The organism is Streptomyces sp. NPDC013317 (assembly GCF_055563155.1).
Genome location: NZ_JBVHDX010000005.1, coordinates 296,411 through 321,265, shown reverse-complemented (window position 1 = coordinate 321,265; position 24,855 = coordinate 296,411). Strand labels below are relative to the sequence as shown.

Annotated in this window: 26 protein-coding genes; 12 read left to right on the top strand and 14 right to left on the bottom strand. The window is 73.5% G+C overall.

Going from position 1 to position 24,855, the window contains the following annotated elements; translation table 11 throughout:
- Positions 1–47: 47 nt before the first annotated feature.
- Positions 48–992 carry an MHYT domain-containing protein gene (locus tag ACZ3IJ_RS17060; RefSeq protein WP_467468896.1) on the bottom strand — a complete coding sequence of 315 codons (945 nt, stop codon included), beginning with the start codon at positions 990–992 and terminating at the stop codon, positions 48–50.
- 198 nt (positions 993–1,190) lie between these two features.
- Here ACZ3IJ_RS17060 and ACZ3IJ_RS17055 point away from each other — a divergent pair, with 198 nt between their 5' ends.
- Together ACZ3IJ_RS17055 and ACZ3IJ_RS17050 are read left to right on the top strand one after the other, a co-directional pair.
- Complete coding sequence (locus ACZ3IJ_RS17055) at positions 1,191–1,790, top strand: methylated-DNA--[protein]-cysteine S-methyltransferase (RefSeq protein WP_467468894.1); 600 nt, start codon at positions 1,191–1,193, stop codon at positions 1,788–1,790.
- Entirely contained in the window at positions 1,787–3,079 is a 1,293-nt protein-coding gene (locus tag ACZ3IJ_RS17050; protein WP_467468892.1) for an MFS transporter, read from the top strand. Before ACZ3IJ_RS17055 ends, ACZ3IJ_RS17050 begins: the two co-directional genes overlap by 4 nt.
- Positions 3,080–3,211: 132 nt before the next feature.
- Here ACZ3IJ_RS17050 and ACZ3IJ_RS17045 read toward each other — a convergent pair whose 3' ends face one another.
- The gene (locus tag ACZ3IJ_RS17045) at positions 3,212–3,568 is read right to left on the bottom strand and encodes a cupin domain-containing protein (RefSeq protein ID WP_352186309.1); all 357 of its coding nucleotides are present in this window, start codon (positions 3,566–3,568) and stop codon (positions 3,212–3,214) included.
- 592 nt (positions 3,569–4,160) lie between these two features.
- Between ACZ3IJ_RS17045 and ACZ3IJ_RS17040 the strand changes: the two genes are divergently transcribed.
- The 4 genes from ACZ3IJ_RS17040 to ACZ3IJ_RS17025 all read left to right on the top strand — a co-directional run bounded on the left by ACZ3IJ_RS17040 (position 4,161) and on the right by ACZ3IJ_RS17025 (position 8,080).
- On the top strand, positions 4,161–5,021 hold the full coding sequence (locus ACZ3IJ_RS17040; protein WP_467468890.1) for a hypothetical protein: 861 nt from the start codon (positions 4,161–4,163) through the stop codon (positions 5,019–5,021).
- The gene (locus ACZ3IJ_RS17035) at positions 5,005–6,210 is read left to right on the top strand and encodes a hypothetical protein (protein WP_467468888.1); all 1,206 of its coding nucleotides are present in this window, start codon (positions 5,005–5,007) and stop codon (positions 6,208–6,210) included. Before ACZ3IJ_RS17040 ends, ACZ3IJ_RS17035 begins: the two co-directional genes overlap by 17 nt.
- 62 nt (positions 6,211–6,272) lie before the next feature.
- Positions 6,273–7,187 (top strand): pseudouridine-5'-phosphate glycosidase, encoded by a 915-nt coding sequence (locus tag ACZ3IJ_RS17030; RefSeq protein WP_467468886.1) that lies wholly within the window; start codon positions 6,273–6,275, stop codon positions 7,185–7,187.
- The gene (locus ACZ3IJ_RS17025) at positions 7,184–8,080 is read left to right on the top strand and encodes a carbohydrate kinase family protein (RefSeq protein ID WP_467468884.1); all 897 of its coding nucleotides are present in this window, start codon (positions 7,184–7,186) and stop codon (positions 8,078–8,080) included. The genes ACZ3IJ_RS17030 and ACZ3IJ_RS17025 overlap by 4 nt, the downstream gene beginning before the upstream one ends.
- A 94-nt stretch (positions 8,081–8,174) precedes the next feature.
- On the opposite strand, the gene ACZ3IJ_RS17020 is transcribed toward ACZ3IJ_RS17025, so the two are convergent.
- The 3 genes from ACZ3IJ_RS17020 to ACZ3IJ_RS17010 all read right to left on the bottom strand — a co-directional run bounded on the left by ACZ3IJ_RS17020 (position 8,175) and on the right by ACZ3IJ_RS17010 (position 10,073).
- Positions 8,175–8,822 (bottom strand): nucleoside/nucleotide kinase family protein, encoded by a 648-nt coding sequence (locus ACZ3IJ_RS17020; protein ID WP_467468882.1) that lies wholly within the window; start codon positions 8,820–8,822, stop codon positions 8,175–8,177.
- Between the two features lie 45 nt (positions 8,823–8,867).
- Positions 8,868–9,344 carry a cupin domain-containing protein gene (locus ACZ3IJ_RS17015; protein WP_467468880.1) on the bottom strand — a complete coding sequence of 159 codons (477 nt, stop codon included), beginning with the start codon at positions 9,342–9,344 and terminating at the stop codon, positions 8,868–8,870.
- Positions 9,345–9,443: 99 nt separating this feature from the next.
- Positions 9,444–10,073: a winged helix-turn-helix transcriptional regulator gene (locus ACZ3IJ_RS17010; protein WP_467468878.1), complete on the bottom strand. Its 630-nt coding sequence runs from the start codon at positions 10,071–10,073 to the stop codon at positions 9,444–9,446.
- Between the two features lie 84 nt (positions 10,074–10,157).
- On the opposite strand from ACZ3IJ_RS17010, the gene ACZ3IJ_RS17005 reads away from it, so the two are divergent.
- Both ACZ3IJ_RS17005 and ACZ3IJ_RS17000 read left to right on the top strand, forming a co-directional pair.
- Positions 10,158–11,369 carry a pyridoxal phosphate-dependent aminotransferase gene (locus ACZ3IJ_RS17005; protein ID WP_393497824.1) on the top strand — a complete coding sequence of 404 codons (1,212 nt, stop codon included), beginning with the start codon at positions 10,158–10,160 and terminating at the stop codon, positions 11,367–11,369.
- A gap of 47 nt (positions 11,370–11,416) precedes the next feature.
- A complete protein-coding gene (locus tag ACZ3IJ_RS17000; protein WP_467468875.1) occupies positions 11,417–12,811 on the top strand; it encodes an MFS transporter in 1,395 nt (464 codons plus the stop codon).
- A 422-nt stretch (positions 12,812–13,233) separates the two neighbouring features.
- On the opposite strand, the gene ACZ3IJ_RS16995 is transcribed toward ACZ3IJ_RS17000, so the two are convergent.
- Positions 13,234–13,968 carry a DUF7873 family protein gene (locus ACZ3IJ_RS16995; RefSeq protein ID WP_467468873.1) on the bottom strand — a complete coding sequence of 245 codons (735 nt, stop codon included), beginning with the start codon at positions 13,966–13,968 and terminating at the stop codon, positions 13,234–13,236.
- A gap of 81 nt (positions 13,969–14,049) precedes the next feature.
- Here ACZ3IJ_RS16995 and ACZ3IJ_RS16990 point away from each other — a divergent pair, with 81 nt between their 5' ends.
- Together ACZ3IJ_RS16990 and ACZ3IJ_RS16985 are read left to right on the top strand one after the other, a co-directional pair.
- Positions 14,050–14,508, top strand: a complete 459-nt coding sequence (locus tag ACZ3IJ_RS16990; RefSeq protein ID WP_467468871.1) for a hypothetical protein — start codon at positions 14,050–14,052, stop codon at positions 14,506–14,508.
- 12 nt (positions 14,509–14,520) lie between these two features.
- Entirely contained in the window at positions 14,521–15,180 is a 660-nt protein-coding gene (locus ACZ3IJ_RS16985; RefSeq protein WP_467468869.1) for a DUF2293 domain-containing protein, read from the top strand.
- Between the two features lie 27 nt (positions 15,181–15,207).
- Here ACZ3IJ_RS16985 and ACZ3IJ_RS16980 read toward each other — a convergent pair whose 3' ends face one another.
- The 3 genes from ACZ3IJ_RS16980 to ACZ3IJ_RS16970 form a co-directional block, all read right to left on the bottom strand.
- A complete protein-coding gene (locus tag ACZ3IJ_RS16980) occupies positions 15,208–16,014 on the bottom strand; it encodes a chaplin (protein ID WP_467468866.1) in 807 nt (268 codons plus the stop codon).
- A gap of 162 nt (positions 16,015–16,176) precedes the next feature.
- A complete protein-coding gene (locus ACZ3IJ_RS16975; RefSeq protein ID WP_467468864.1) occupies positions 16,177–17,481 on the bottom strand; it encodes an SWIM zinc finger family protein in 1,305 nt (434 codons plus the stop codon).
- Positions 17,478–20,321 (bottom strand): DEAD/DEAH box helicase, encoded by a 2,844-nt coding sequence (locus ACZ3IJ_RS16970; protein WP_467468862.1) that lies wholly within the window; start codon positions 20,319–20,321, stop codon positions 17,478–17,480. Before ACZ3IJ_RS16970 ends, ACZ3IJ_RS16975 begins: the two co-directional genes overlap by 4 nt.
- 188 nt (positions 20,322–20,509) lie before the next feature.
- Here ACZ3IJ_RS16970 and ACZ3IJ_RS16965 point away from each other — a divergent pair, with 188 nt between their 5' ends.
- Positions 20,510–20,842: a hypothetical protein gene (locus ACZ3IJ_RS16965; RefSeq protein ID WP_467468860.1), complete on the top strand. Its 333-nt coding sequence runs from the start codon at positions 20,510–20,512 to the stop codon at positions 20,840–20,842.
- A gap of 35 nt (positions 20,843–20,877) precedes the next feature.
- Here ACZ3IJ_RS16965 and ACZ3IJ_RS16960 read toward each other — a convergent pair whose 3' ends face one another.
- Together ACZ3IJ_RS16960 and ACZ3IJ_RS16955 are read right to left on the bottom strand one after the other, a co-directional pair.
- On the bottom strand, positions 20,878–21,324 hold the full coding sequence (locus tag ACZ3IJ_RS16960) for a DoxX family protein (protein ID WP_467468858.1): 447 nt from the start codon (positions 21,322–21,324) through the stop codon (positions 20,878–20,880).
- 119 nt (positions 21,325–21,443) lie between these two features.
- Positions 21,444–22,151: a class I SAM-dependent methyltransferase gene (locus ACZ3IJ_RS16955; RefSeq protein ID WP_467468856.1), complete on the bottom strand. Its 708-nt coding sequence runs from the start codon at positions 22,149–22,151 to the stop codon at positions 21,444–21,446.
- A 127-nt stretch (positions 22,152–22,278) separates the two neighbouring features.
- Between ACZ3IJ_RS16955 and ACZ3IJ_RS16950 the strand changes: the two genes are divergently transcribed.
- Entirely contained in the window at positions 22,279–22,560 is a 282-nt protein-coding gene (locus ACZ3IJ_RS16950; RefSeq protein WP_467468854.1) for a DUF6343 family protein, read from the top strand.
- 33 nt (positions 22,561–22,593) lie between these two features.
- Here the strand turns inward: ACZ3IJ_RS16950 and ACZ3IJ_RS16945 are convergent, their stop codons facing one another.
- The 3 genes from ACZ3IJ_RS16945 to ACZ3IJ_RS16935 all read right to left on the bottom strand — a co-directional run bounded on the left by ACZ3IJ_RS16945 (position 22,594) and on the right by ACZ3IJ_RS16935 (position 24,744).
- A complete protein-coding gene (locus ACZ3IJ_RS16945; protein WP_467468852.1) occupies positions 22,594–22,962 on the bottom strand; it encodes a tetratricopeptide repeat protein in 369 nt (122 codons plus the stop codon).
- Between the two features lie 203 nt (positions 22,963–23,165).
- Positions 23,166–23,774 carry a dephospho-CoA kinase gene (gene coaE / locus ACZ3IJ_RS16940; protein ID WP_467468850.1) on the bottom strand — a complete coding sequence of 203 codons (609 nt, stop codon included), beginning with the start codon at positions 23,772–23,774 and terminating at the stop codon, positions 23,166–23,168.
- A 31-nt stretch (positions 23,775–23,805) separates the two neighbouring features.
- A complete protein-coding gene (locus tag ACZ3IJ_RS16935) occupies positions 23,806–24,744 on the bottom strand; it encodes a PAC2 family protein (protein WP_467468848.1) in 939 nt (312 codons plus the stop codon).
- Positions 24,745–24,855: the final 111 nt, after the last annotated feature.

Sequence of the window (24,855 nt, the reverse complement as noted above, 5' to 3'; positions counted from 1 at the left end):
GACAGTCGGGCGGGGAACGCCTCAGGGCCTTTTCCCGGGGCCGCTCCTCACCACTCCTGGGAGCGGTGGGCGCCCCGGCCCGCGCTCCTGGCGCCGCCGCGGCTTCCACGGTCCGCGCGGCCGCCCCGGGCTCCCCTGGCTCCCCGGCCGGCGGGCTGCCGGGCCGACCAGTTCGCCGGCTCGCCGTAGGCGGGGGCGCGCCGCTGGGCCGGCAGTCCGGGGCGGTGGGGGCCCTGCGCGGAGGGCCGCTGCCAGTCCGGGTCGCCCATCACGAGCAGCGGGTCGAACATCACGACGACCGCGGCGAGGAGCAGGAAGACGGCCGGACCGACCAGCATGGGGAGCAGCAGCGAGGTGGCCGTGTCGCCGCCCGCGACGGTGGCGGAGTCGTGCACATGGACGTTGACGGCCGCCATGGCGGTGTAGTGCATACCACTGACGGCGAGGCCCATCACCAGGCTGGCGCCGAGGCTGGCCAGAAATCCATGGACCGAGACGGCCGCCCAGAGCGAGGTGGTGGCCGCGACGACGGCGATCACGACGGAGAGGGCGACGGTGGGGGTGTCGTAGTCGATGGTCCCCTGGAGCCTCATGCCCGCCATCCCGAGGTAGTGCATGGTGGCGACGCCGAGGCCGGTGATGGTGCCGCCGGTGACCAGGGTGAGCGGGGTGGCCCCGCGGTGGCCGACGATGAAGATGCCGATGCCCACCATCAGGATGGCGACGCCCAGGCTGGCGAAGGTGATGGGGCGGTCGTAGCTGATCGGCGCCTGGCGGACGGAGAAGCCCATCATGGCGATGAAGTGCATCGTCCAGATGCCCGTGCCTATCGCCGTCGCCCCGAGGGCGAGCCAGCCCGCTTTGAAGGTGTCGCGGTGACGCAGGGATCTCGTCGTGCAGCGCAGCCCCAGGGCGCCGCCGAGGCAGGCCATGAGGTAGGCGGCGACCGGGGTGACGAGGCCGTAGCTGAATCCGTCGACCGTGCCCTGCATGAGCGTCTGTACCTCCAGCCGTGGTGCCCACGTCGTCCGAAAACAGTCGGTACCGCTGAGTAGTAGTCCTACCGGGGCGAGATTATGGCGCGCGGCGGGCCGTTCGACCATGAGGTCCGGGAATTGCCGTCGGTGAGACCGAGACGAGACCCGGCCGTGACGACCGCGATGTCAGTGCCCCGTCGTACCGTGATCGTCATGGACACCACGGTGGAATGGGCGGTCGTGCCGAGCGGCATCGGTCCGCTGATGCTCGCGGCGACCGAGCGCGGTCTGGTGAGCGTGGTCTTCCACGCCGACGAGACGGTCCGGGAGACCGCGATCGCCCGGCTGGCGGGGCAGCTCGGCGCGGAGCCGGTGGAGAGCGCGTCGGGGCGGCTCGCCGAGCCGATACGGGAGCTCGCGGAGTACTTCGAGGGTGACCGGCGCGCGTTCGACCTGGCCCTGGACTGGACGCTGACGACGGGTTTCAACCGCCAGGTGCTGCGCGAGCTGGCCGAGGGTGTGCCGTTCGGGACGGTCGTCGGGTACGGGGATCTGGCGCAGCGGGTCGGGCAGCCGGGCGCCGCCCAGGCCGTCGGCGCGGCGATGGGCGCCAATCCGCTGCCGGTGGTGGTGCCGTGCCACCGGGTGGTGGAGAGCGACGGCGGGATCGGCGGCTTCGGGGGCGGACTGGAGACGAAGCGGACGCTGCTGGCCCTGGAGGGAGTCCTTCCGCCTCTTCTGAGCCGCGGCGACCGCGGCTCGCACGGGCGCCGTTCTCAGGGACGGGGCCGGCTGGCACACTCTCGTCAGTGACCAACGCCCCCGATGCCCCTGACGCCGCTCGTCCGGCGGAGATATCCACCCCCGTCGCGGCACCCGTGCCGCCGGCACTCCGGCGACGGATCCAGGCCGTGCTGATCGCCACGCAGATCCTCGGCGGGCTCGGTATCGCCACCGGCATCGCCCTGGCCGCCGTCCTGGCCAAGGAGGTGAGCGGCACGGAGGCCCTGTCGGGCCTCGCCTCGACGGCCACGGTGGCCGGCCCCGCGCTGCTCGCCATGCCGCTGGCCGCGCTGATGGGTGCGCGCGGGCGGCGCCCCGGGCTCGTCCTGGCGTATCTCATCGGGGCACTGGGCGCCGGCGTCGCCGTCCTCGGGGCGGTCCTGAACAGCTTCCCCCTGCTCCTCGCCGGCCTGGTCGGGTTCGGCGCCGCCTCCTCGGCCAACCTCGCCGCCCGGTTCGCCGCGGCGGACCTGGTCGAACCGCATCACCGGGGCCGGGCCATCTCCACCGTCGTCTGGGCCACGACGATCGGCGCCGTCCTCGGCCCGAACATCGCCGCGCCGGCCGGAGAGAGCGTGGCCGGACTCGGTATCCCGGCGACGGCCGGCCCCTTCGTCTGGGCGGCCGGAGCGTTCCTGATCGCCGCGCTCGTGGTCGCGGCTCTGCTCCGCCCCGACCCGCTGCTCACGGCGCGCGCCCTGGCCGCCCCGGGGGAGGACCAGGGGGCCGAGAGCCGTTCCCTCAGGGCGGGCGTGCGGGCCGTGCGGAAGTCCCCTGGGGCCCGTCTCGCGCTGGTCACCGTGGCCGCCTCGCACACCGCGATGGTCTCGATCATGTCGATGACCCCGGTGGCGCTGAGCCACCACGGCGCCGGCATCCAGCTGATCGGCCTCGTGATCAGCGGGCACATCGCCGGCATGTACGCCTTCTCCCCGGTCATGGGCTGGCTGTCGGACCGCCTCGGCCGGCTCTCGGTCATCGGCCTCGCGGTCGGGCTCCTCTCCCTGGCGGCGCTGCTCGCGGGCACGGCGGGCCCCAGCCACGGGCAGACCGCGGCAGGCCTGTTCGTCCTCGGCCTGGGCTGGTCGGCGGGCCTGGTGTCGGGCTCGGCGCTGCTCACGGACTCGGTTCCGCAGGCCGCGCGGGCGGCCGTGCAGGGCCTGTCGGACTTCATCATGAACACCGCGGCCGGCCTCGGCGGCCTGATGGCCGGGCTGATCGTGGCGCGCGCGGGCTACGGCTGGCTGAACCTGGTGGGCGCGTGCCTGCTGCTGCCGATGGCGGCGCTGGCGGTACGCGGCGTGCTGCGGCGGGGCTGAGGGGGCGTCCGGCGCCGGCCCGCAGCGGGCGCCGCGTCCGACCGGGCTCTCCGCGTCCGACCGGGCTCTTCCGCGTCCGACCGGGCTCTTCCGCGTCCGACCGGGCTCGGCGCCCCCTCACCGCACCGGGGTTCAGAGGCTGATGTGGTACGCCTTGCGCAGCGTCTCGTGGACCGTCCAGGTGGTCCGGTCCCCCTCGCGCAGCACGCACGCGTCACCGGGCCCGATCTCCAGCGTGGCGCCGCCCTCGACGGCGACGGTGGCCCGCCCGCTGACGACGACGAAGAGCTCGTCGGCCTCGGTGTCGGTGACCACTCCGGGGGTGATCTGCCAGATGCCGCGCACCTGCTTGCCGTCGGCGGACTCCCAGAGGACCTTGCCGGTCACCTCGGGTGTTCCCGAGACGATCTGGGCGGGGTCGAGCGGCTCGGGCTCGAGCTCCGCGTCGGGGATGTGGACGGCGAACGAGGGCTGGTCATGTGTCGTCATGGCCGGTGACTGTAGCGGGGGCTCCGGGCGGCCTCGCCGTCAGGACCGGCTGGAACGATTCCCTCCGCTTCGCCCCTGACCAGCCCACTTCACCGGATCGGCAGACCGCGACGAAATCCGAGGTGCGGCCTGACGCACCGCCGCGCGGACCGGGCCGACGCTCCGGGCGAGGCCCGGGCGGGGTGTCGCGGTGATCCCGGCGCGATCGGGTGAAGACTTCGCCGCGCCGGCCGGGCGGGAGCCGGTGGCGACCCACCGATTCCGTAGGAGTGGTGGAGGCGGCCAATCGGCGTACATCCGGTCGTAGTCGGACCCTCGGACGTCGTACAAGTGGCAGATGAACACTTCGGCTCCCCCGGGGGCGGAACCGCTCATACGCGCACACCGCCGAGGCCTGTGTCCCGGCGCCGCGGTGCTGGAGAACAGAGCCGGCGGGACCGTCGGTGGACCGATGTTCCCGCAGGTCGCCGCAGGCGCCTTTGGTGCGCCCAATGTCGGTCGGACGGAATCCTCCGAACCCCCTGTCCAGTCTGGCGTGTGCGCGTCAAAATCCCACCGTGACCTCCTCCCCCACCTCCGACAGGAGAGTGCGATGCCCGCGTCGTCGTTCACCCCTCGCAAGGCCCCCCGCACCGCCACCGTCCTGACCGCCGCCGCGCTGCTCGCGGTCCTCGCGGCCGCGCCCCCGGCGCAAGCCGCGTCCGAGCCCTCGGCCCGTGAACCGATAGCCCCCGGCGCCTCCTACAAGGCGGCGTACGACACCCTCGGGCCGCAGCGCCTGACCCCGGCCCAGCAGAGAATGAGCGACGCCAAGCAGGCGGAGGCGTCCAGGGCGCTCGACGGGATCCGCACCCAGAGCGCGCTCGTCGGCTACAAGCTCTCCGGTGGCGTCCACCAGTCCCAGAAGACCTCGTACTGGTGCGGTCCGGCCACCCTCGTGATCGCCCAGTCCGCCGCCGACGAGGTCGCCGGCCGTTCCCAGCAGGACGCGGCGAACCTCCTGCGGACCACCACCGGCGGCACCGCCTGGTACGGCGTCAACATCAACGTGCCGAGCCCCACCGGCTACCCCATGGCCGACGCGCTGAACCACCGCCTCCCCGGGGCCGGTTACGTCCCCCGTGCGCTCCCCTACACGCCGTCCGCCACCGACAAGGCGAACTTCCGGCAGCACATCACCCACAACACCGACAACGACTACGCGATAGCGGGCAACGCCTGGGAGGTACCGGGCGGCCCCCACCTCGTCGGCCACCCCAACGTGGAGATATTCCACTGGGTCGCGATCGACGGGTACAACGCGGACACCGCCGCCGGGCAGGTCAACTACCTCGACCCGGTGGGCGGGGTGAGCACGAGCGTGATCTCGTGGGCGGGCTCCGTACCCAAGTCGGCGCACATCTCGTCCGACACCATCACGACCATCATGGGCGGCCGTGGGTACGTCTGGTAGGTCCTGCTCCCCGGTCGGCGCACGGGCGGCGCTGACCCTGCTGCTGGCGGGCACCCTCCTCGCGGGGTGCTCGTCGACGCGGCACGGCGGCCCGGAACCGGCGCCCCGCGAGTCGTCCGCCCCCGCGCCCAGGCCGACCGCGCTCGCCGCCGCGTGCGAGGTGGAGCTGCCCGCGGCCTGGCGCTCCGTGCTCTCCGCGGGCGAGCTGCGGGCACCGGCGGGCGAGCGGGCGACGCTGACCGACACCGGCCCCGGCTGGACGGCCGTCCAGCTCAGCGGCGCCGACCGCAGACGGGCGGCGCTGGTGGGCGGCGGCGGCCCGCCGCGCACCCTGCTGGCGCTCGCCGACCCGGTCGAGCACCAGCTGCTCGCGGCCGACTTCGACGGCCGCCGGTGGGCCGCGTTCGCCGTCCTGGAGGGACGGACGCTGGACAGCCCGTGGAGTCTGTACGTGTGGGACGCCGAGACGGGCTCGTCGCGGCGGCTCGCCCGGGCCGACCGGCCGGGCCCGCTTCCCCAGCCCGTCGTCCGCGACGGCACCGTCCACTGGGCGCAGGGGGTGGGCGACGGCGAGGCCACGGTGTTCGCGGCCAACGCCGCGGGCGGCGCACCCCGCGCCCTGCACACGGGCGTCGTCGACGCCCCCTTCGCGGTGGGCGGACTGCTTGTCTGGCGCGAGTCCACGGGATCCGGCACCCGGCTGGCCGCCGTCTCGCTCAGGGACGGGAGGCCCGCCGAGCTCCCGGGCCCCCTGGCCGCGCTCCGGGACGTCCGCTCGGTCGTCGCCGACGGCGGAGGGAACGGAGCGAACGGAGGGAACGGAGGCAGCGGGTCCGGTGGCGGCACCTGGGCCTGGGTGGCGGGCGAGGCCGAGCCGCGCCTGATGGTGTGGCGGGAGGGGGACGCGCGGCCCACGGCGGTCGTCACCACGTCCCCGGCCGTCGACGGCATGGACCAGCTGAGGATCAGCGGCCGCCTGGTCACCTGGCGCACACCGGAGACGTCGTACGCGCTCGACCTCGGCACGGGTTCGTACACGCGGATCACTCCCGCGTACGGCTACGCGCAGGCCAGGGGCGGGGCGCTGGCGGTCGCGTACAGCCGGGGCAACGCGAAGTCCGAAGGCTCCCGGGCGGTGATCCAGGTGGTCGACGCGGCGCGGCTGCCCGCCCTGCCTCGGTGTGGCTGAACCGTGTGGCCGAACCTCGCCACCCAGGTTTGAGTGGTGCGTGAGTGCGCCAGAAATGGGACATGTCCACACAGGTGTACGAAGAGGTGCGGGAGGCGCTCCACGAGGGCCGGCCCGTCGTCGCGCTGGAGTCCACGATCATCGCCCACGGTCTGCCGCGCCCGCGCAATCTGGCCGTGGCCGGCGAGCTGGAGGCTCTGGTGCGGGCGGGGGACGCCGTGCCGGCGACGATCGCGGTGATCGACGGGGTGGCTCATGTCGGCCTCGACGAACACGGGTTGGCCAGAATCGCCGAGGATCCGGCGGTGCGGAAGCTGGGCCACCGGGACCTGGCACCGGCGCTCGCGACCGGGGCGACGGGGGCGACGACGGTCTCCGCGACGGCGTGGCTGGCGGACGCGGCCGGCATCCGGGTCTTCGCGACGGGCGGGCTCGGCGGCGTGCACCGGGAGTGGACCGAGACGCAGGACGAGTCGGCGGACCTGCGGCTGCTCTCCCGGGTCGGGGTCACGGTGGTGTGCGCGGGGGTCAAGTCGATCCTCGACGTCCCCGCGACGCTCCAGCGGCTGGAGACCCTGGGCGTGACGGTGGTGGGGTACGGGACCGAGCACTTCCCGGGGTTCTATCTGGCCTCCTCGGGTGAGCCGGTCGACTGGACGCTGCGCACGCCCGAGGAGGTGGCGGGGGTGATACGGGCCCAGGACGCGCTGGGCGGGCCCCGTGGGGCGATGATCGTCGCCAATCCGGTGCCGGTGGCGGAGCAGTTGGACCCGCAGCTGCACGACCGGGTTCTCGCCCAGGGCCTCGCGGCGGTGAAGGAGAAGCGGATCACGGGCCAGGCAGTGACGCCGTTCCTGCTGGAGTATCTGATGGTGCACACGGACGGGGCGTCCCTGGAGGCGAACCTCGCGGCGGTGCGCGGGAACGTGGCCCTCGGGGCACGGATCGCCGCCGCGTACGCCGGCGGCGGCGCATGAGCGGTCTGCTGGTCGTGGGCGACGTGGTCACCGACATCGTCGCCCGGCACAGGACACCGCTGGCGCCGGCGACCGACACGGCCGCCGCGATCCGGCGGCTGCCAGGTGGGGCCGGGGCCAACGTGGCCTGCTGGGCGGCGCGTTCGGGCGGAGCGCCGGTGGCCCTGCTCGGCCGGGTCGGCACGGACGAGGCGGGGTGGCACGACAGGGCGCTCCGCCGGGCGGGCGTGCGGCCGATGCTCGTGCCGGACGGCGAGGTCGGCACGGCGACGGTGATCTCCCTGGTCGACGCGGCCGCGGAGCGGACGTTCCTGACGGACAGCGGAGCGGCGCTGCGCCTCTCCCCCGCCGACTGGTCCGACGCGTTCCTCCACGGGGCGGCTCGCCTCCATCTTTCGGGGTACCTCTTCTTCGCCGAACCGAGCCGTGCGGCCGCCCTGCGGGCGATGCGCGGCGCCCGGGAGGCGGGGATCCCTGTGAGCGTGGACCCGGCGTCCGTGGGGTTCCTGAAGCAGTGGGGCGTGGAGCGGTTCCTGGCGGCCGCTCAAGGGGTGCAGGCCCTGTTCCCGAACGTCGACGAGGCCCGGCTGCTCACGGGGTGCGCCGGGCCGGAGGAGGCGGCCGTGGCACTGAGCCGGGCGTTCCCGCTGGTCGCGGTCACCCTGGGCGCCGGGGGTGCTCTGGTCGCCGAGTCCGGCGCGGTCACGGGCCGTGTCGCCGCTCCGGAGGTGTCGCCGGTGGACTCCACGGGCGCGGGTGACGCGTTCACGGGGGCGTTCCTGGCGGCCCGGCTCTCGGGCGCGGACGCGAGAGAGGCGGCGGAAGCGGGCTGCCTGGCCGGAGCGGAGGCGGTGACCGTGGTGGGCGGGCGGCCGCCGACGGCGCACCCCTAGAGGATGCCCGGCGTGGGCGGGCGGCCGCCGACGGCGGACACTCCCTGGGGGTCCCGGGGATCGGGGAGGCCGGCTCTGGCCCCCGGGGCACCGGTCAGGCCAGGTCCTGGCCGGGGAGTCCCGTCCAGGCCGGATGGCGCGGGTCGTCGGCGCGGACGACCACGTCGGCCGCGTCGGACGGCCCGACCTCGTTCTCGTACCGCTCGAAGGCGGGCAGGGTCCAGGGCTCCCCGCTGCGGCGGGCGAGTGCTCCGGGCGAGAGGCGCAGATGGACGGTGGTGTCGAAGGGGAACCAGTGCCCGAGGAGGAAGGGCCCGTGCACCACGAGCACTCCACCGGGCGGCAGTTCCACGTAGGTGCTGCGCGTGGCGCGGTCGGTGACCGGGTCCCACAGGTCGGGCAGGACGCGCCCCGTGCCGCCCGCCTCCAGGGGGCCGAACACCTCGCGCCACAGCGCGCCGGTGTCGAACCACTCGCCGTAGTACGAGTCGGGGTCCTGCTTACCGTGCTCGTACCGGAGGGAGGCGGGCCGCAGGAACCCTCCGGTGCCGACGACGAGCACGGACCGGCCGCGCAGCCGCAGCGCCTGCGCGATCCGCTCCGCGGTCTCGCCGGTCGGCGCCGCGGGCGCGCCGTCGATGGCGAGTTTGAGCCAGGCGCTCCCGTCACCGGGGGTGGCGTCGTCGACATGCGCGGCCAGGGTCTCGGAGAGCCGCTCCCAGGTGATCGCTTCGAATCGCACGGACGTGACCCTGCCACACGCGTACGGCGGTTCGCCGCAGGGGCGTCAGTCCTGCGCGCACTCCGGCGCGGGCTCGTCGACGGAGAGCGGGGCGCCTTCGGGCAGTACGTAGGTGACGTAGAGGACGACGGGTTCGGCGCCGAGGTTGCGTCCGATGTGCACGTGCCTGCGGCCCGCCGGTTCGATGAAGGCCTCGCCCGCGGGAGTGGTCTCGACCGAGCAGTCGTCGAGGGTGCGGGTCAGGGTGCCGGACTGGACGACGGCGATGAGCTGGCCGGGGTGGTGGTGCCAGCCGGTGGAGCCGCCCGGCGCGATGGTGACGGTGCGGACGGTGACGTCGGTGTCGCCCTTGGGCGGCTTGATCTTCAGCCTGCCGTCGGAGGTGCCCTTGGCCAGCACGGTGCCGCTCACCCCGGTGCCCGGTGTGGCGAGCGCGGCGGACGGGACGACCGCCACACCGGCGACCGTGCCGGCGACCACCAGGCTCTTGCGCAGCCGCGCCCCGAATATGCCCGTTCTCATGGCTACCCCTCCAACTCACCGATGCGGTCGCGTTGTTCACGACAGCGGAAACCGGCCATACGGTAACCCGGCGGAGGGGGCCCGGGCGGCCGAACGATCTCAGCCGGTCGGTACGGTCTGATCCAGCCGCGCCCGTCCCGCCGCGACCGCGTCCGCGAGGCTCAGCTCCCCGCTCGCCAGGGCCCGGCAGGTCGCGGTGTCCGTCCGCAGATGCGCGTCCGGGCTCTCGGCGGGCCCGTCCGCGTAGGAGACACCTCCGTCCCCCTCGATCCGTACATGGAACACGCCCTCGTCCAGGGTCACTTGCACGACCCCTGTCACCACGCCCTCCATGGCTCGGAGCAGCGGGATCGCGAACCAGTGGGCACGTACGGCGTCGGTCGGGCGGGGTGCGTCCAGGTCCTGCGCGCCCCACTCCGCCAGGGCACGCAGGACCGGAAGCAGTCCACGTCCGCGCGGGGTGAGTTCGTACACGTACGCCGATACGGGTGGCGGCAGGCGGCGGCGCGTGACGAGTCCGGTGCTCTCCATGTCCTTGAGGCGCCCGGCCAGCATGTCCGTGCTGACGCCCGGGAGATCGGCGTGGAGATCGGTGTAGCGGCGCGGCCCGGCGAGGAGTTCGCGGACGATCAGCAGCGTCCAGCGGTCGCCGACGGCGTCGAGGGCGCGCGCGGAGGCGCAGTACTGGTCGTAGCTCCGGCGGCGCGGCTGTCGTGGCTGACGTGGCATGCGACGCAGTCTAGACAAGTCGTTGGACTTTCCAAGCTCGAACTTGGTAAAACCAAGCATCCATACTTCTGGGGAGGTCGTCGCATGGAGTTCCGGCAGTCGAGCAAGCTGAGCGAGGTCTGCTACGAGATTCGCGGCCCGGTCATCGAGCACGCCAACGCCCTGGAGGAGGCGGGCCACAGCGTCCTGCGCCTCAACACGGGCAACCCCGCGCTCTTCGGCTTCGAGGCGCCCGAGGAGATCGTCCAGGACATGATCCGGATGCTCCCGAAGGCCCACGGCTACACGGACTCCCGAGGCATCCTCTCCGCCCGGCGCGCCGTCGCCCAGCGCTACCAGGCCATGGGCCTGCCCGAGGTCGACGTCGACGACGTCTTCCTCGGCAACGGCGTCTCCGAACTGGTCTCCATGGCGGTCCAGGCGCTGCTCGAGGATGGCGACGAGGTGCTGATCCCCGCCCCCGACTTCCCCCTGTGGACGGCGGTGACCACCCTCGCGGGCGGGAAGGCCGTGCACTACCTCTGCGACGAGTCGGCCGACTGGTACCCGGACCTCGACGACATGGCGGCGAAGATCACCGACCGTACCCGGGCCGTCGTGATCATCAACCCGAACAACCCCACGGGCGCCGTCTATCCCCGGGAGATCGTCGAGGGCATCCTCGACCTCGCCCGCCGCCACGGGCTGATGGTCTTCGCCGACGAGATCTACGACCAGATCGTCTACGACGAGGCCGTGCACCACCCGGCCGCCTCCCTCGCCCCCGACCTCGTCGTGCTCACCTTCGGCGGGCTCTCCAAGACCTACCGCGTGGCGGGGTTCCGCTCCGGCTGGCTGGTCGTCAGCGGCCCGCAGCAGCACGCGAAGAGCTATCTGGAGGGGCTGACCATGCTCGCCTCCATGCGGCTGTGCCCGAACGCCCCCGCCCAGTACGCCATCCAGGCGGCGCTCGGCGGCCGGCAGTCGATCCACGAGCTGACCGCCCCGGGCGGCAGGCTCCACGAGCAGCGCGACAAGGCCTGGGAGAAGCTCAACGAGATCCCCGGCGTCTCCTGCGTGAAGCCGAAGGGCGCGCTCTACGCCTTCCCCCGCCTCGACCCGAAGGTGCACAGGATCCACGACGACGAGAAGTTCGTCCTCGACCTGCTGCTGCGGGAGAAGATCCAGGTGGTCCAGGGCACCGGCTTCAACTGGCCACGGCCGGACCACTTCCGCATTCTGACCCTCCCGTACGCCGACGACCTGGACGCGGCGATCAGCCGCATCGGACGCTTCCTGAGCGGCTACCGGCAGTAGGGCCGCCCTACCCCTACGCTGGCCGTGACGTGGGCCTCCACGGACGGATGGGAGTTGAGGCCGTGGAGTTCGGGAAGTCGTCACCCACGCCGGAGCGACGGTCCCTGGCGCCGCTCCTGGCCGTGTGCGCCGGGTACTTCATGGTGATCCTGGACGTGACGATCCTCAACGTCGCCGTACCGGTGATCGGCCGGGAGCTGTCGGCCTCGCTCACCGGGATCCAGTGGATCACCGACGGGTACACCCTGGTCTTCGCCGGGTTCCTGCTGACCGGCGGCGCGCTGGGCGACCGTCTCGGCAACCGCCGGATCTTCTGCGCGGGCGTCGTCGTCTTCGTCGCGTCCTCGGCCGCCTGCGCTCTCGCGCCCAACGCTCCCTTCCTCGTGACGGCCCGGCTGGTGGAGGGGCTCGGCGCGGCGCTGATCGTGCCCGGCTCCCTCGCCCTGCTCCAGCAGGCCTACCCGGCGCCGGCCGCCCGGTCGCGGGCGTTCGGACTCTGGGGCTCGATGGCCGGCATCGCCGCCTCCGCCGGGCCGCTCCTGGGCGGCCTGCTCGTCTCCACCGTGGGCTGGCGCTGGGTGTTCCTCATCAACCTGCCCGTCGGCGCGGCCTGTCTGCTGCTGACCCTGCGCCATGTGGAGCGCTCGCCGCGGCGCGCCACCCGGGCTCTGGACTGGCCGGCCCAGGTCGCGGTCGTCGCGGGGGTGGCGCTGCTGACGGGGGCGCTGAACGAGGCCGGCAGGCGTGGCTGGTCCGACCCGGTCGTCCTCGGCGGACTGGCCCTGGCCGTCCTCGCCGCGGTGGCGTTCACGGTACGCGAGCGGCTGGCCCGGTCCCCCGCCCTGCCCCTGGACCTGCTCCGGTCCCGCGCCATGGGGGGCGGAGCCGTCATCGGGCTGCTGTTCAACTTCGGCTTCTACGGCATGGTGTTCACCGCCAGCCTGGAGTTCCAGCAGCGTCGCGGCTACGGCGCCCTCGAAACGGGTCTCGCGCTCTTCCCGGCCGTGGCGATGACCATGTTCGCGTCCGTCCTGTCCGGACGGCTGGCCCGCCGCACCGGCGACCGTCCGCTCGTGGTCTCCGGCATGCTGCTGGCCGCCCTGGGGCTGGCCGGCTGGGCCGCGGCCGGCGCCGACCCCGCGTACGCCCTGCTGGTGGCCCCGATGATGGCCGCGGGGTTCGGTACCTCCTTCGCCCTCACGGGTTCGACCGCCACCGTGATGGGCGCCGCTCCACCGGCGTACTCGGGGACCGCGTCCGCGCTCTTCAACACCACGCGGCAGATCGGCAGCGCCACCGGTGTCGCGCTCGGCGGCAGCCTGCTCGTCACGGCCGGGGGCGGCGTGGGGGTGCGTGTCAGCATGGCCGTCGGCGCGCTCGCGTATCTGACCGCCGCCGTGCTCGCCCGGCTCTGCGTACCGGCGAAGTCCCGAACGCCGTAGGGCGTCAGGGCTCCGGAAAAGGAGCGGGTCCGAGGGCGTAGCCTGCCCCCGGACCCTGTTCGATGCCGCTCACATCACACGCCGGCACACTTGAGGACCCGGGTCAGTCGTCATTGCGTCGCGTCCTGCCGTTGGACCACCGCCGATCGAGCTCGGCGGACCAGATTCGAACTGGCATTTCGACGCACCAGGGCCCGGGCCCGGTCGATCCGGCGATGAGCGGCGCATGCTGAGTCTGGAGCAATAGTCTGAGATTGACGCGGTCTGCCTCTGCCTGGTTGGGCCACCCCGGCAGGAGAGTGCCGGGAGGAGGACTCGAACCTCCACTGGAACCGCGGATTCACGACAAGCCTCAGTTTCAGCTTTGCGCTCCTCGCGCACCCCGGCCGTCACTGCGGCCGGGGAGTTCATGGGTGTCCCCGCTACCCGAAGAGGTAGCCGAAGACGGCGTCGCCGACCCGCTGGTCGGTGACCTCGGCGCTGTTCGCCTCCTCACGCGCGAACTTCACGGCCTGCTGGAGCTTCTCCACCCGCTCCAGAAGCTCGTTCACCCGCCGGGCCGGCAGGGCGCCGGAGAACTTGACGGTGGTCCAGTAGCCGACCGGCACGTCCTCGTAGTACACCTCGACCTGCGCCGGGTGCTTGTCCGTCGCCTCCGCCTTGACGTGGTTGCGCGGCACCTTCTTCGTCCGGACCGTCCGCACGACCTCGGTCTTCCACGCGTCGGTCGACGGGTCCTGCGTCCACGACTCGGCCGCGTCGAGGACCGGCAGTTTGCGCACGAAGGTGTTGATGTCCGTCAGCTGCTTCTCCAGGAAGAGGAGGTACGCGACGGGCACCCGGCCCACCAGGACGCGCCCGTCGACCGTGATGTCGGCGCGCGCCTCGCAGTTGGCCCAGTCCTTGGTGGCGGTCACATCGAACAGCCTCGTCAGCGCCCTTGCGGTGTCGCGCAGTACGTCCTCGGCCTTCACCTGCACCAGAGTGGACTCGGGCGGAAGCTGCTCGCCCTCCTCGTCCTTCGGCTGGTACGTACGGGAGATGCCCGCGAGCAGGGCGGGCTTCTGCAGCCCGTGGTGCGCCGACGTGAGGTCCTGCTGCGCCCTGGACTTGACGCCCTTCTCCACTGCGATGATCTGATTGAGTTTCGTTGCCACGCGACGGACCCTAGCCGGGACCGGGGCGGTGAATCGAACGATTATCGCGGCCACTTGAGCATGCGGAGGAGTGACCGGGGCATGGAGACGGCACTGATCGCCGTGGCGGGGACCCTGCTGGGTGTGATCGCCACGCACTGGTTCGAGAGCCGGGCCGCCGAGCGCACGGCGGCGCTGGCCCGCGACGAGCAGCTGCGGCAGGAGCGGATCGCGGCGTACAGCGCCTTCGCGGGAGCGGTCGTCGACTACCGGCGCAGCCAGAACGACCGCTGGTTCCGCGCCGAGGAGGACCCCGACTCCGACCGGGCGGAGGAGTCGCGCTACGCCTCGTACCGTCAGCGCACGGCCACCCGACAGGCGCTCTTCCGCGTGCAGTTGGTCTGCGAGGACGCGGAGACCCGCCGACTGGCCGAGCAGGCCTTCGAGACGACCAACTGCATGCACGAGGCGACCGGCGAGGAGGACCGCGCCCACCGTTCACGGCAGGCGAAGGGGACGCTCGACCGGTTCATCGCCGCCGCCGCTCCCGGCGTGCGCTGAGAGGAGGACGTCGTGGACCTGGTCGCACCCGTCGTCGTCGAACCGCTCAAACGGCGCCGCTGCTCGGAGTGCCGTCAAGGGCCCCTCGAGCGGATGATCGTCGAGTTCAACGCGCCCGTCTGCCTCGACTGCGCCGACCTGGGCCATCTGGTGTTCCTGCGCCGGGGAGACACCGCCCTGACCCGCCGGGCGCGGGAGGGAAGCGCGCTGTGGGCGGTCGTCGTCCGGCACAACCGGCGCCGCACCCGGTACGAGCGTCAGGGCCTCCTCGTCGAGGAGGCCGCGCTCGCCCGGGCGGAGGCTGCCTGCCTGGCGGACGCCGAGGCGCGGGCGAGGCGCCGGGTCCGGGACGCGGCGCGGCGCGCGGAGCGGGACTCGGAGGTCACGGCGGCGCTGGAGGCCGAGATCCTGCGGCTCTTCCCGCACTGCCCGCTGGCCCGGGCCGCGGAGATCGCGGCCCACGCCTCCCACAAGGGCAGCGGCCGGGTGGGACGTACGGCGGCGGGGCGGGCGCTCGACCGGGGCGCGGTCACGGCTGCGGTGCGGGCCGCCGTACGGCATGTCGACACCGAGTACGACTCGCTGCTCATGCGCGGTGTTCCCCGGCACCAGGCCCGGACGAGGGTGGCACCCGCCATCGAGACGGTGCTCCGGGCCTGGCGCCCCGGGTGAGGACGGGGAGGTACCGCGCGGAGGGCCTCAGACCTGTGCGCCCATGCCGCGCGCCCGGCGGTACAGGAGTGCGCCGCCGAGCAGCAGGGCCGCGCCGGCCGGGGCCGCGTAGCCGACGAGCTCCGAACCCGTGCTGGCGAGCGCGACCGAGCTGGTCTGCGGGCGCGGCGCCGGGGCGGGCTCCTCGGTCTCCGTCTCGGGGATCGGGGGGATGTTCCGCGGCGGCGTGGGCTTGGGCTCCTCCCCCGGCTCCTCCGGCTGGGACGGGCCGTTGACCGAGGTGTTGCCGAACGCCGGGTTGCCGATGCCCACGACGTTGACGGAGTTGCCGCTCACGTTGACCGGGAGGTCGACGGGCAGCTGGAGTCCGTTGCCGGAGAGCACGCCGGGCGAGCCGTGGGCGTGGCCCTCGGCGGTGGCCCCGCCCCCGTTCGACGAACCGCCGTGGGACGAACCGGCGTGGGAGCCGCCGTGCTGGGAGCCGCCGCCGTGCTGGCCGCCCGCGTGCCGGCCGCCGCTGCGCGGGGTGCCGGGCAGGTCCTTGTGGGCCCTGCCCGGGCCGTCGGCGTCCGAGCCGTAGCCGCCGGACGCGCTCGTGTTGGCACAGCGGTTGCCGAACGCCGGGTTGAGGAGTCCGACGACGTTGACGGTGTTTCCGCAGACGTTGACCGGGGCGTGCACCGGCAACTGCACGGTGTTGCCGGAGCCGACGCCCGGCGAACCGACAGCGGCGCCCTGTGCACCGGCGTCGGCGTGCGCGGCGCCCGCCGAGAGCGCGAGCGCGCCACCCGTGACCATCAGTGTGGCCAGACCACTTCGGCGAATGTGCCTCATGGCTTCCTGCCTTCCGGAGGTGTTCACGGGCGTCCGCCCGTACCGCAATTAACGCGATTCGGGCGAGGCCGGATCAGGCCGTCGGCGGGTTTCACTCCATCGAGTGGGAATGGCTTCGAACGGACAGGGCAGGGTCAGACGGTTCGGGCCCTGCGCCGGCGGTCAGTGGCCCAGCAGATCGGTGAGCGCGCCGACCGGGTCGGCGTCGGGTGTGCCGCGGGGCCACCAGTCCTCACGGTCGGCGTCGGACTCGTAGCCGTACCAGAGTCCGTCGCGGCCGAGACGGAGCTGCAGGGAGCGGGTCGACAACCGGTTGCGCCAGGGGCGGAAGGCCGGGAAGTCGGCGGCGAGCAACGCCGGTCGGGCCCGGTCGAAGGGCCCCGCGGGCGGGTCCCAGGGCTCTTCGAGGACGGTGAGTCCGGCGGCTCCGCCCTGCCGCCAGGCCGCGACGGCGCGGGCGAGATCGGTGGGTGTGCGGTCCAGGGCGTACGCGAGGTCGCGGTAGAGCGCGCGGGTGGAGGCGGTGAGTCCGGAGCCCGGGTGGGCGGCGGCCAGCCGCACGGCGTCCTGCCAGGGGGTGAGCGCGGCGACGGGATCGTGCCCGGTGGTCAGGAAGGCGTGGGCCCGGGCCGCGGCCTCCGTGGCGAGCAGGTCCAGGGCGAGGGGATCGGGCGCGTGGGGGTCCGGCGGGTAGACGGGGGGACGGCCGGGCCGCGCGGGCGCGGGCAGGGGCGGAGGCAGCGACGGCAGGGCGCGGCCGGGGTCGGGGGCGAGCGCGGCGCGAGCCGGGACCGTCGCCATCGGCGGCGCCGCCGCCGTCTTCTCCGCGGCGGAGCGGGCCGCGTTGCGCCGGGTGAGGGCGGCGAGGATCTCCTGCTCACCACGGCCCCTCATCAGGAAGAGGACGAACGGGTCCTCGTCGAGGAGCCGCGCCGACTGGTAGCAGAGGGCTGCCGCGTGCTTGCACGGGAACCCGTCGTCCGGGCAGGAGCAGTCGGGAACGAGGTCTCCGGGCGCCGGCAGCAGACCGGTGACGGCCTCCAGTGCGTGCGGGACGTCCTTGTCGAGCAGGGCGGCGATGTGGTCGGGCCGCGCGGCGACCTCGTCGAGGAACTGCTCCCAGCCGTCGTCGCCGAGGGTCCTCAGCCGGATCTCGGTGCGGTACGGACGGGGGCGCGTGCCGTGGACGTAGGCGATGACCCGGCCGGGGGTGACCGTGATGGCGTCGACGTGCCCGCGCCCCGCGTACGCCTTGCCGCGCGCCAGCCGTGCCGGGTCGAGGGCCGTGTCCTCCAGGGCCTCCACCCAGGCGTTGCCCCACCAGGTGGCGGCGAAGCGGCCGTCCGGCGCCTCGCGCGGGGCGAGGGCGGGGAAGGTACGGCGCAGGTCGTCGTGGCGCGGGCCGGCGAACCTCCCGGCGGCGGGCCGGCGGGCGGGGCGCGGCGAGGAGCCGGAGGGGCCGTTCACGCCGGCCTCCTCAGGGACACCAGGTCCGCCAGCTCGCGGTCGGTCAGCTCGGTCAGCGCGGCCTCTCCGGAGCCGAGAACGGCGTCGGCGAGGGCGCGCTTGGCGCGCAGCATCTCGGCGATGGAGTCCTCCACCGTGCCCTCGGCGATCAGCCGGTGGACCTGGACGGGCTGGGTCTGTCCGATCCGGTAGGCCCGGTCGGTGGCCTGCTCCTCGACGGCCGGGTTCCACCAGCGGTCGAAGTGGACGACATGGCCGGCGCGGGTCAGGTTGAGCCCGGTGCCCGCCGCCTTCAGCGACAGCAGGAAGACGGGCACGTCGCCGGACTGGAAGCGGTCGACCATCCGCTCGCGCTCGGCCACCGGCGTTCCTCCGTGGAGCAGTTGGGCCGGGATCGCCCGAGCCGCCAGATGGTCGGCGAGCAGCCGGGCCATGGAGACGTACTGGGTGAAGACGAGCACCGAGCCGCCTTCGGCCAGGATCGTGTCGAGGAGTTCGTCGAGCAGGGCGAGCTTGCCCGAGCGGCCGGCGAGCCGGGCCGTGCCGCCGCCCCTGGCCGTGTGCTCCTTCAGATACTGGGCGGGGTGGTTGCAGATCTGCTTGAGGGAGGTGAGCAGCTTCATCACGAGTCCGCGGCGCGCCATGCCCTCCGCTTCCTCGATCTGGGTCATGGTCTCCCGGACGACCGCCTCGTAGAGCGAGGCCTGCTCGCGGGTGAGGGCCACGGGATGGTCGGACTCGGTCTTGGGCGGCAGCTCGGGGACGATGCCGGGGTCGGACTTGCGGCGGCGCAGCAGGAAGGGCCGGACGAGCCGGGCGAGGCGCTCGACGGCCTCCTGGTTCTCGATCTCCTCGCTGTTCTCGACGGCGCGCGCGTGGCGGGATCGGAAGGCCTTGAGGGGGCCGAGGAGGCCGGGGGTGGTCCAGTCGAGCAGGGACCACAGCTCGGAGAGGTTGTTCTCCACCGGCGTGCCCGTGAGGGCGACACGGGCGGCCGTGGGGATGGTGCGCAGCGCCTTGGCGGTGGCGGAGAAGGGGTTCTTGACGTGCTGCGCCTCGTCGGCGACGACCATCCCCCACTCCTGTCCGGCCAGGTGGGGGGCGCTGGTGCGGAGGGTGCCGTAGGTGGTGAGGACGAAGCCGCCCGTGCCGGATTCCGGGACGAGTCCTTCGAGGGAGCGGTCGGGGCCGTGGAATCGGCGCACGGGGACACCGGGGGCGAAGCGCTGGATCTCGCGCTGCCAGTTGCCCAGCAGGGAGGCGGGGCAGACGACGAGGGTGGGCGCGCGGCGGGCGCGGCGCAGATGGAGGGCGATGAGCGTGACGGTCTTGCCGAGGCCCATGTCGTCGGCGAGGCAGCCGCCGAGGCCGAGCGAGGTCATCAGGTCGAGCCAGGCCAGTCCGCGCAGCTGGTAGTCGCGCAGGGTGGCGTCCAGTCCGGCGGGCGCCTCGACCTCCTCGGGCCCGGCGACGAGCCGGTCCCGGAGCGTCGCGAGGGCGCCCACGGGCACGGCGCGGACGGTCTCGCCGTCCACCTCGGCCGTACCGCTGAGGGCGACGGCGAGGGCGTCCACGGGCTCCAGGAGGCCCAGTTCGCGCTTGCGGGCCTTGCGGACCAGGTCGGGGTCGACGACCACCCACTGGTCACGCAGCCGCACGATGGGCCGGTAGGACTCCGCGAGCGCGTCCATCTCCCGCTCGGTGAGCGGGTCGCCGTCGAGGGCGAGCTGCCAGTTGAAGCGGAGCAGTTCCTCGCTGTCGAAGAACGCGGTGCCGTCGGTGGCCGAGCCCGGGGCGGCGTCCGGCGGCCGTACGACGGCGGAGGCAGTGAGCGAGCGGGCCAGTTCACGGGGCCAGTGGACGGCCACCCCGGCGTCCGCCAGGCGGGCGGCGGCGGGGCCGAGCAGCTCGTACAGCTCGTCCTCGGTGAGGGCGAGGACGTCGGGGACGTCGCGCTCCAGGAGCCCGCCGAGCGGTGGCCAGACGCGGGCCGCGCGGCGCAGCGCGAGAACGGCGTCGACGCGGGCCCGCGGTCCGAAGAGTTCGTCGCCGTCCCCCTCCCAGAGTGCGGCGGCGTCGATGACGAGGGTGGGGTCGGCGAGGCTGTGGACCTGGAGGAGGGCCGCGGCGGCCCGCCGCTCGTCACCGCCCTCCTCGGCGACGTCGAAGAGTCGGTAACCGCTCAGGTCGAGCCGGAGCGAGACCCGGACGCCGGCGTCCATGCCCGCCGCCGCCTCGGCCGCCCACGCGCGTGCGTGGGGCAGGTGCTGTGCGGGGCGCGCGGCGAACGGCTCACCTGCCGCGTGGGCCGCGGCGGGGGTACGGGGCAGGGTGTCGGCGACCGCGTCGAGGAAGGCCCGCACGAGTGCCTCCGGGTCGGGCAGCTGGAGCGGACTGCGGCCGGGGAACGGCACCGCGTGTGCCTCGGGGGGCATCGCGGCGGCGACGGCCCTCAGATGGGCGACGTCGTCGGCGTCCAGCGGCCCCGCCCGCCAGGCGTCCAGGTCGTCGGCGGTGAGGCCGGGCAGCAGCCGGCCCCGAGCGGAGAGATGCAGGGCGTGCAGGGCGGCGGCGCCCCAGCAGGCGGTCGCAGGGTGGGCGCCCGGACGGTGACGGGCGGCGACCAGGTGCGGCAGGGCCTCGGCGATCCCGAGGACCCTCGCGGGGACGGCGCGGCTGCGGACTCCGGCGCCGTGCCGCCGTACGACGGTGAGCTCGGTGATCTCGGCGGACCCGGGCAGCGTGTCGCCGTCCGGGGCCCAGAAGGCGACCCGCCCCTCCCGGGGCGGCGAGGCCGGCAGGAAGACGGCGGCACAGCTCTGCCAGGTGTGCTGGGTCATGGCTCCGGTCACCTCCCGTTCCGCGACGGATTCCTTCTGGATCTCCGACCTTACGGGTGGGGTCTGACAACGGGCCCTCGCGCCGCTTCGCCCGGGCGGACCAGCACCGGGTGACAGCCCGCCCCGCAGGCGGCAGGGTGACGTGAACAGGGCTTCTGCCGCCTTCGCCCGACAGACGAGGAACCGCCATGTCCGTTCATCGGCGTATCGGCACCGCCGCCGGGGCCGCGCTTCTGATGCTCACCGTCGCGGGCTGCTCCGGTCTCGGCCGCACCGCGGTGGGCACGCTGACGTACGAATCCGCGCGCGAGGCGGTGATCACCGTGACGAGCCCCTCGGTCAACGGCTGCCACCGGCTCGCTCCGTCCGGCGTGACGAGGGTCGAGAACCGCACGCTCCTCGACCTGAAGGTCTATACGAACCGGCAGTGCCAGGGCGACTACATCTACATCGCGACGAACACGAGCGACGTCATCGCGCCGGACACGCTCCCCTGGCGCAGCTACAGCGTCGTCCACTGACCGCGCCGGCACGGGCGCGGCCCGCCGCCGGCGCGTCACGCCCGGCGGCGGATCCGCGCGAGGAGCTCCGTGGTGCGGTCGCGACGGGTCCAGGCGATGACGGCGAGGGGTACGGCGAAGAGGACCGGCGTCAGGGCGTTCTGGCCGTCGAACACGGTCAGCTGGGTGACGAACGCCCCGATCATCAGCCCGATGAGCGCGGTCGCCGCGGCGCCGGCGAGGATCGGGACCAGCAGTGCCACCGCCCCGGCCAGTTCCAGCGCGCCGACCGTGTACATCAGCCAGTCGCCCCAGCCGATCCGGTCGAAGGCCTCGGCGGCCGACCAGTGTCCGACCAGCTTCGGCGCGGCGCTCGGGATCGCGAAGAAGAGCGCGAGGAGGATCTGGAGGACCCGTACGGTGATGTCGGCGCGGCGGCTCAGGCGCCCCTTGCCCGCGGCGGTCCCGGAGGCGGCGGTGACGGGTGCGATGTCGGTGGTCATGAGTGATCCCCCTGCTGTCGGCGGTGCGTTCGCTGTCACAGGGGTAGACGGGCGGGGCACCGGAAAGTCATCGCCGTTCCGGCGCCCGACACGAAGTCTCTCAGCGGGGCACGGTCCGCTCAGCGGGCCACGGGACGAGCCCTGACCCAGGTGCCGTCGTCCGTCAGCACGGCGTCGACCACAAGCCCCGCCTCGCCCAGGTACCGCTCGAACTCCGCCGCGCTCAGGGGCCGCGAGAGGAACCTCTGGGTCCAGCGCAGATCCGGGAAGACGTACTCGGCCAGGACGGAGTCGACGCCGTCCCCGACCGGGTCCGACGACACGATGCGTACCGTGCAGCCGCCCGGGTCCTCGCGCTCGCGCGGCACCTGCCGGTGCCAGCCTTCGCCCTCGCGCTGGATCAGAACGCAGCCGTCGTCGCGGACATGGCGTCTGCAGCTCTCCAGCAGTGCCTGCCGTTCGGCGTGTTCGGCCGTGTGGACCAGGAAGGACGCGAGCATCACCACGTCGAACCGCCGCTCCAGGTGCAGTGATTCGATCGGACTGCGCACCGTCTCCACGCCCGGCACGCGCTCCCTGACCGCTTCCAGCATCTCCGCCGACTCGTCCACCGCCGTCACGGCGAAACCCCGCTCGACCAGAGGCCCCGTCACCCGCCCGGCTCCACAGCCCAGTTCGAGCAGGGAGGCACCGGCCGGCACGGCGGCCTCGATCACCTCGGGCTCACGGCCCACCCCGAGGCGCCGGTACACGTCGACGGCGCAGCCGTCGGGGGTGATGGCTCCGGGCCCCGTCCCGTGGTGTCCCTCCCGCATCCGTCCGCTCATGCCCAGGAGAACGAAGGTCCTCGGGCGCCCGTTCCCAGCGACGCCGCGTCGGCCCGGACATCGCCCGTTCGCGTGACGTTCGCCCTCGAACGCCGGGGGTAGACCCTCAGTAGGAGATGCGACCGTGATGCGTACAGGCAGTGAACCGGCGACCGCGCGCAGTGCTCTGCGGATGCGGTTCTGGCTGAGTCTGTGGGGTCTGCTGTGGGCCGCCTTCGGTACGACGGTCTTCGCGCTGGTGGGCAGCCCCGGGTGGGCGGCGGCCTGCGGGGTGCTGTTCGTCGTGGCCGCCGTCGACATGTCGATGGTGCTGCGCCACATCCGTCAGGGGCCGCACTGGCAGCCGGGGCGGAACATCCCGCCGTACGAGCCCGATCACGGCGGCACGGGCCCGCGCCGCCGCCGCTGACACCGCCCGTCGCCGCGCGACGCCTGCCGAGCGTCAGTCCTCGGCGTCGAAGCGGGCCGCCTGGAGGTACTCCGGCTTGGGGTCGAGCGCGGCCGCGAGGCGGAAGTGGCGGGTGGCCTGGTCGGGTCGGCCGGAGCGCTGGAAGGTGCGTGCGAGCGCGAAGTGCGCGAACGCGTTGTCCGGTTCACGCTCCAGGACCAGCTCGAACTCCAGCTCGGCGGGGCGCAGTTGGGCGGCGGCGAAGAAGGCGCGGGCGCGCAGCAGCCGAGCCGCGGTGTTCTCGGGATGAGCGGCGATCACCGAGTCGAGCAGCTTCACGGCACCGCGGGGGTCCCGCGCTGCCAGCAGCTGCTCGGCGGCGCGGAAGTCGATGACGTGGGTCTCGGGGTTCCTCTCGGCCACGGTGGCATCCTTCCCTGTCTCCGGCGGTTCAACATCGGGCGTGACAGCGGTATTCCGGGCCGGGACCCGATTCCGGCGCGAACGACATCGCCACGGTTCTCACCGCGGCCCGCCGCGGTGGTGACCGCGGGAAATCCGACCGCCGTACCCGCGATACCTACCCCGCCGGGGGCGTGGCCGATCGGCGCGGACCTGTCGGCTTCCTACCGGGTTCCCCCGGCGGCCCGCCGGCTCAGTTCGTCCCAGACCTTGCGCACCTGGGGCTCCAGCGCGCCCAGCGGCCCGTCGTTGTCGACGACCAGGTCCGCGATCGCCCGGCGTTGCTCGCGCGTCGCCTGGGCCGCCATCCGGGCCCGCGCCTCGGTCTCGGCCATCCCTCGCAGCCGTACCAGCCGGTCGAGCTGGGTCTCCGGGGACGCGTCGACGACGACCACCAGGTCGTAGAGCGGCGCGAGGCGGTTCTCGGTGAGCAGGGGTACGTCGTGGACGACGACGTCGTCGGCTCCCGCCGTGCGCTCCAGCTCGGCGGAGCGGGCGCCGACCAGGGGATGGACGATCGCGTTCAGGGTCGCCAGACGGTCGGCGTCGGCGAAGACGATCGAGCCGAGCTTCGGCCGGTCCAGGACGCCCGCGTCGGTCAGGATCTCCGCCCCGAACGCCTCCACGACGGCCGCGAGCCCGGGAGTCCCGGGCTCGACGACCTCGCGAGCGATCTTGTCGGCGTCGATCAGCACGGCCCCGTACGAGACGAGGAGCCGCGACACTTCACTCTTGCCGGCGCCGATACCGCCGGTCAGGCCCACCTTCAGCATGAGCGGCAGCTTAGGACCCGCGGTCCGCCGGTTACGCGTCGCCCTCCCGCTCGGCGAGGAAGCGCTCGAACTCGCGGCCGAGCTCGTCCGCCGACGGCAGGTCGACGGGCTCGGCGACGAGGCTGCCGCGGGTCTCGGCGCCGGCCGCCGCGTCGTACTGGTGCTCAAGGCCCTGGACCAGGGCCGTCAGCTCGTCGTCGCCCTCCCCGATCTGGCGCTCGATCTCGGTCTGTGTGCGTCGGGCCTCGGTGCGCAGCGTGTGGGCGACACCGGGCAGGACGAGGCCGGTGGCGGCCGTGATCGCCTCCAGAGCGGTCAGCGCGGCGTCGGGGTAGGAGGAGCGGGCCACGTAGTGCGGGACGTGGGCGGCCACGCCGAGGGTGTCGTGACCGGATTCGGTGAGCCGGAACTCGACGAGCGCTTCGGCGCTGCCGGGGACCTGGGCCTCGTCGAAGGGGCTCCGGTGGCCGGGCATGAGGTCCGTACGGCTGCCGTGCGGGGTGAGGCCGACGGGGCGGGTGTGCGGGACCCCCATGGGGATGCCGTGGAAGTTCACCGAGAGGCGGACGCCGAGGCGTTCGACGATCTGGCGGACGGCGACGGCGAACCGCTCCCACTCCACGTCCGGTTCGGGGCCGGACAGCAGCAGGAAGGGGGCGCCGGTGGCGTCCTGGACGAGGCGGACCTCGATGGCGGGCGTCTCGTACGACGTCCAGCGGTCGCGCCGGAAGGTGAGCAGCGGCCGGCGTGCGCGGTAGTCCACGAGCCGGTCGTGGTCGAAGCGGGCCACCACCTGGTGCGGCAGCGTGTCCAGCAGGTGGTCGACGATCTGCTCGCCGGTCTCACCCGCGTCGATGTAGCCGTCGAAGTGGTAGAGCATGACCAGCCCGGCCGACTCCTGCGCCAGGGCCATGTCCACGACGGCCAGGCCCTTCTGGTCCCATTCGTACAAATCCTGGGGATCAAGCACGATTACCGCTCCTCCTCGCGTTCCTAGAGAAGAACGCTCCCCGGCGCGGGGGCATTCCCCGTGGCCCGGTTTTCGTGAGCGGAGTGTGCGCGCGCGAGCACGCGCGCGGGA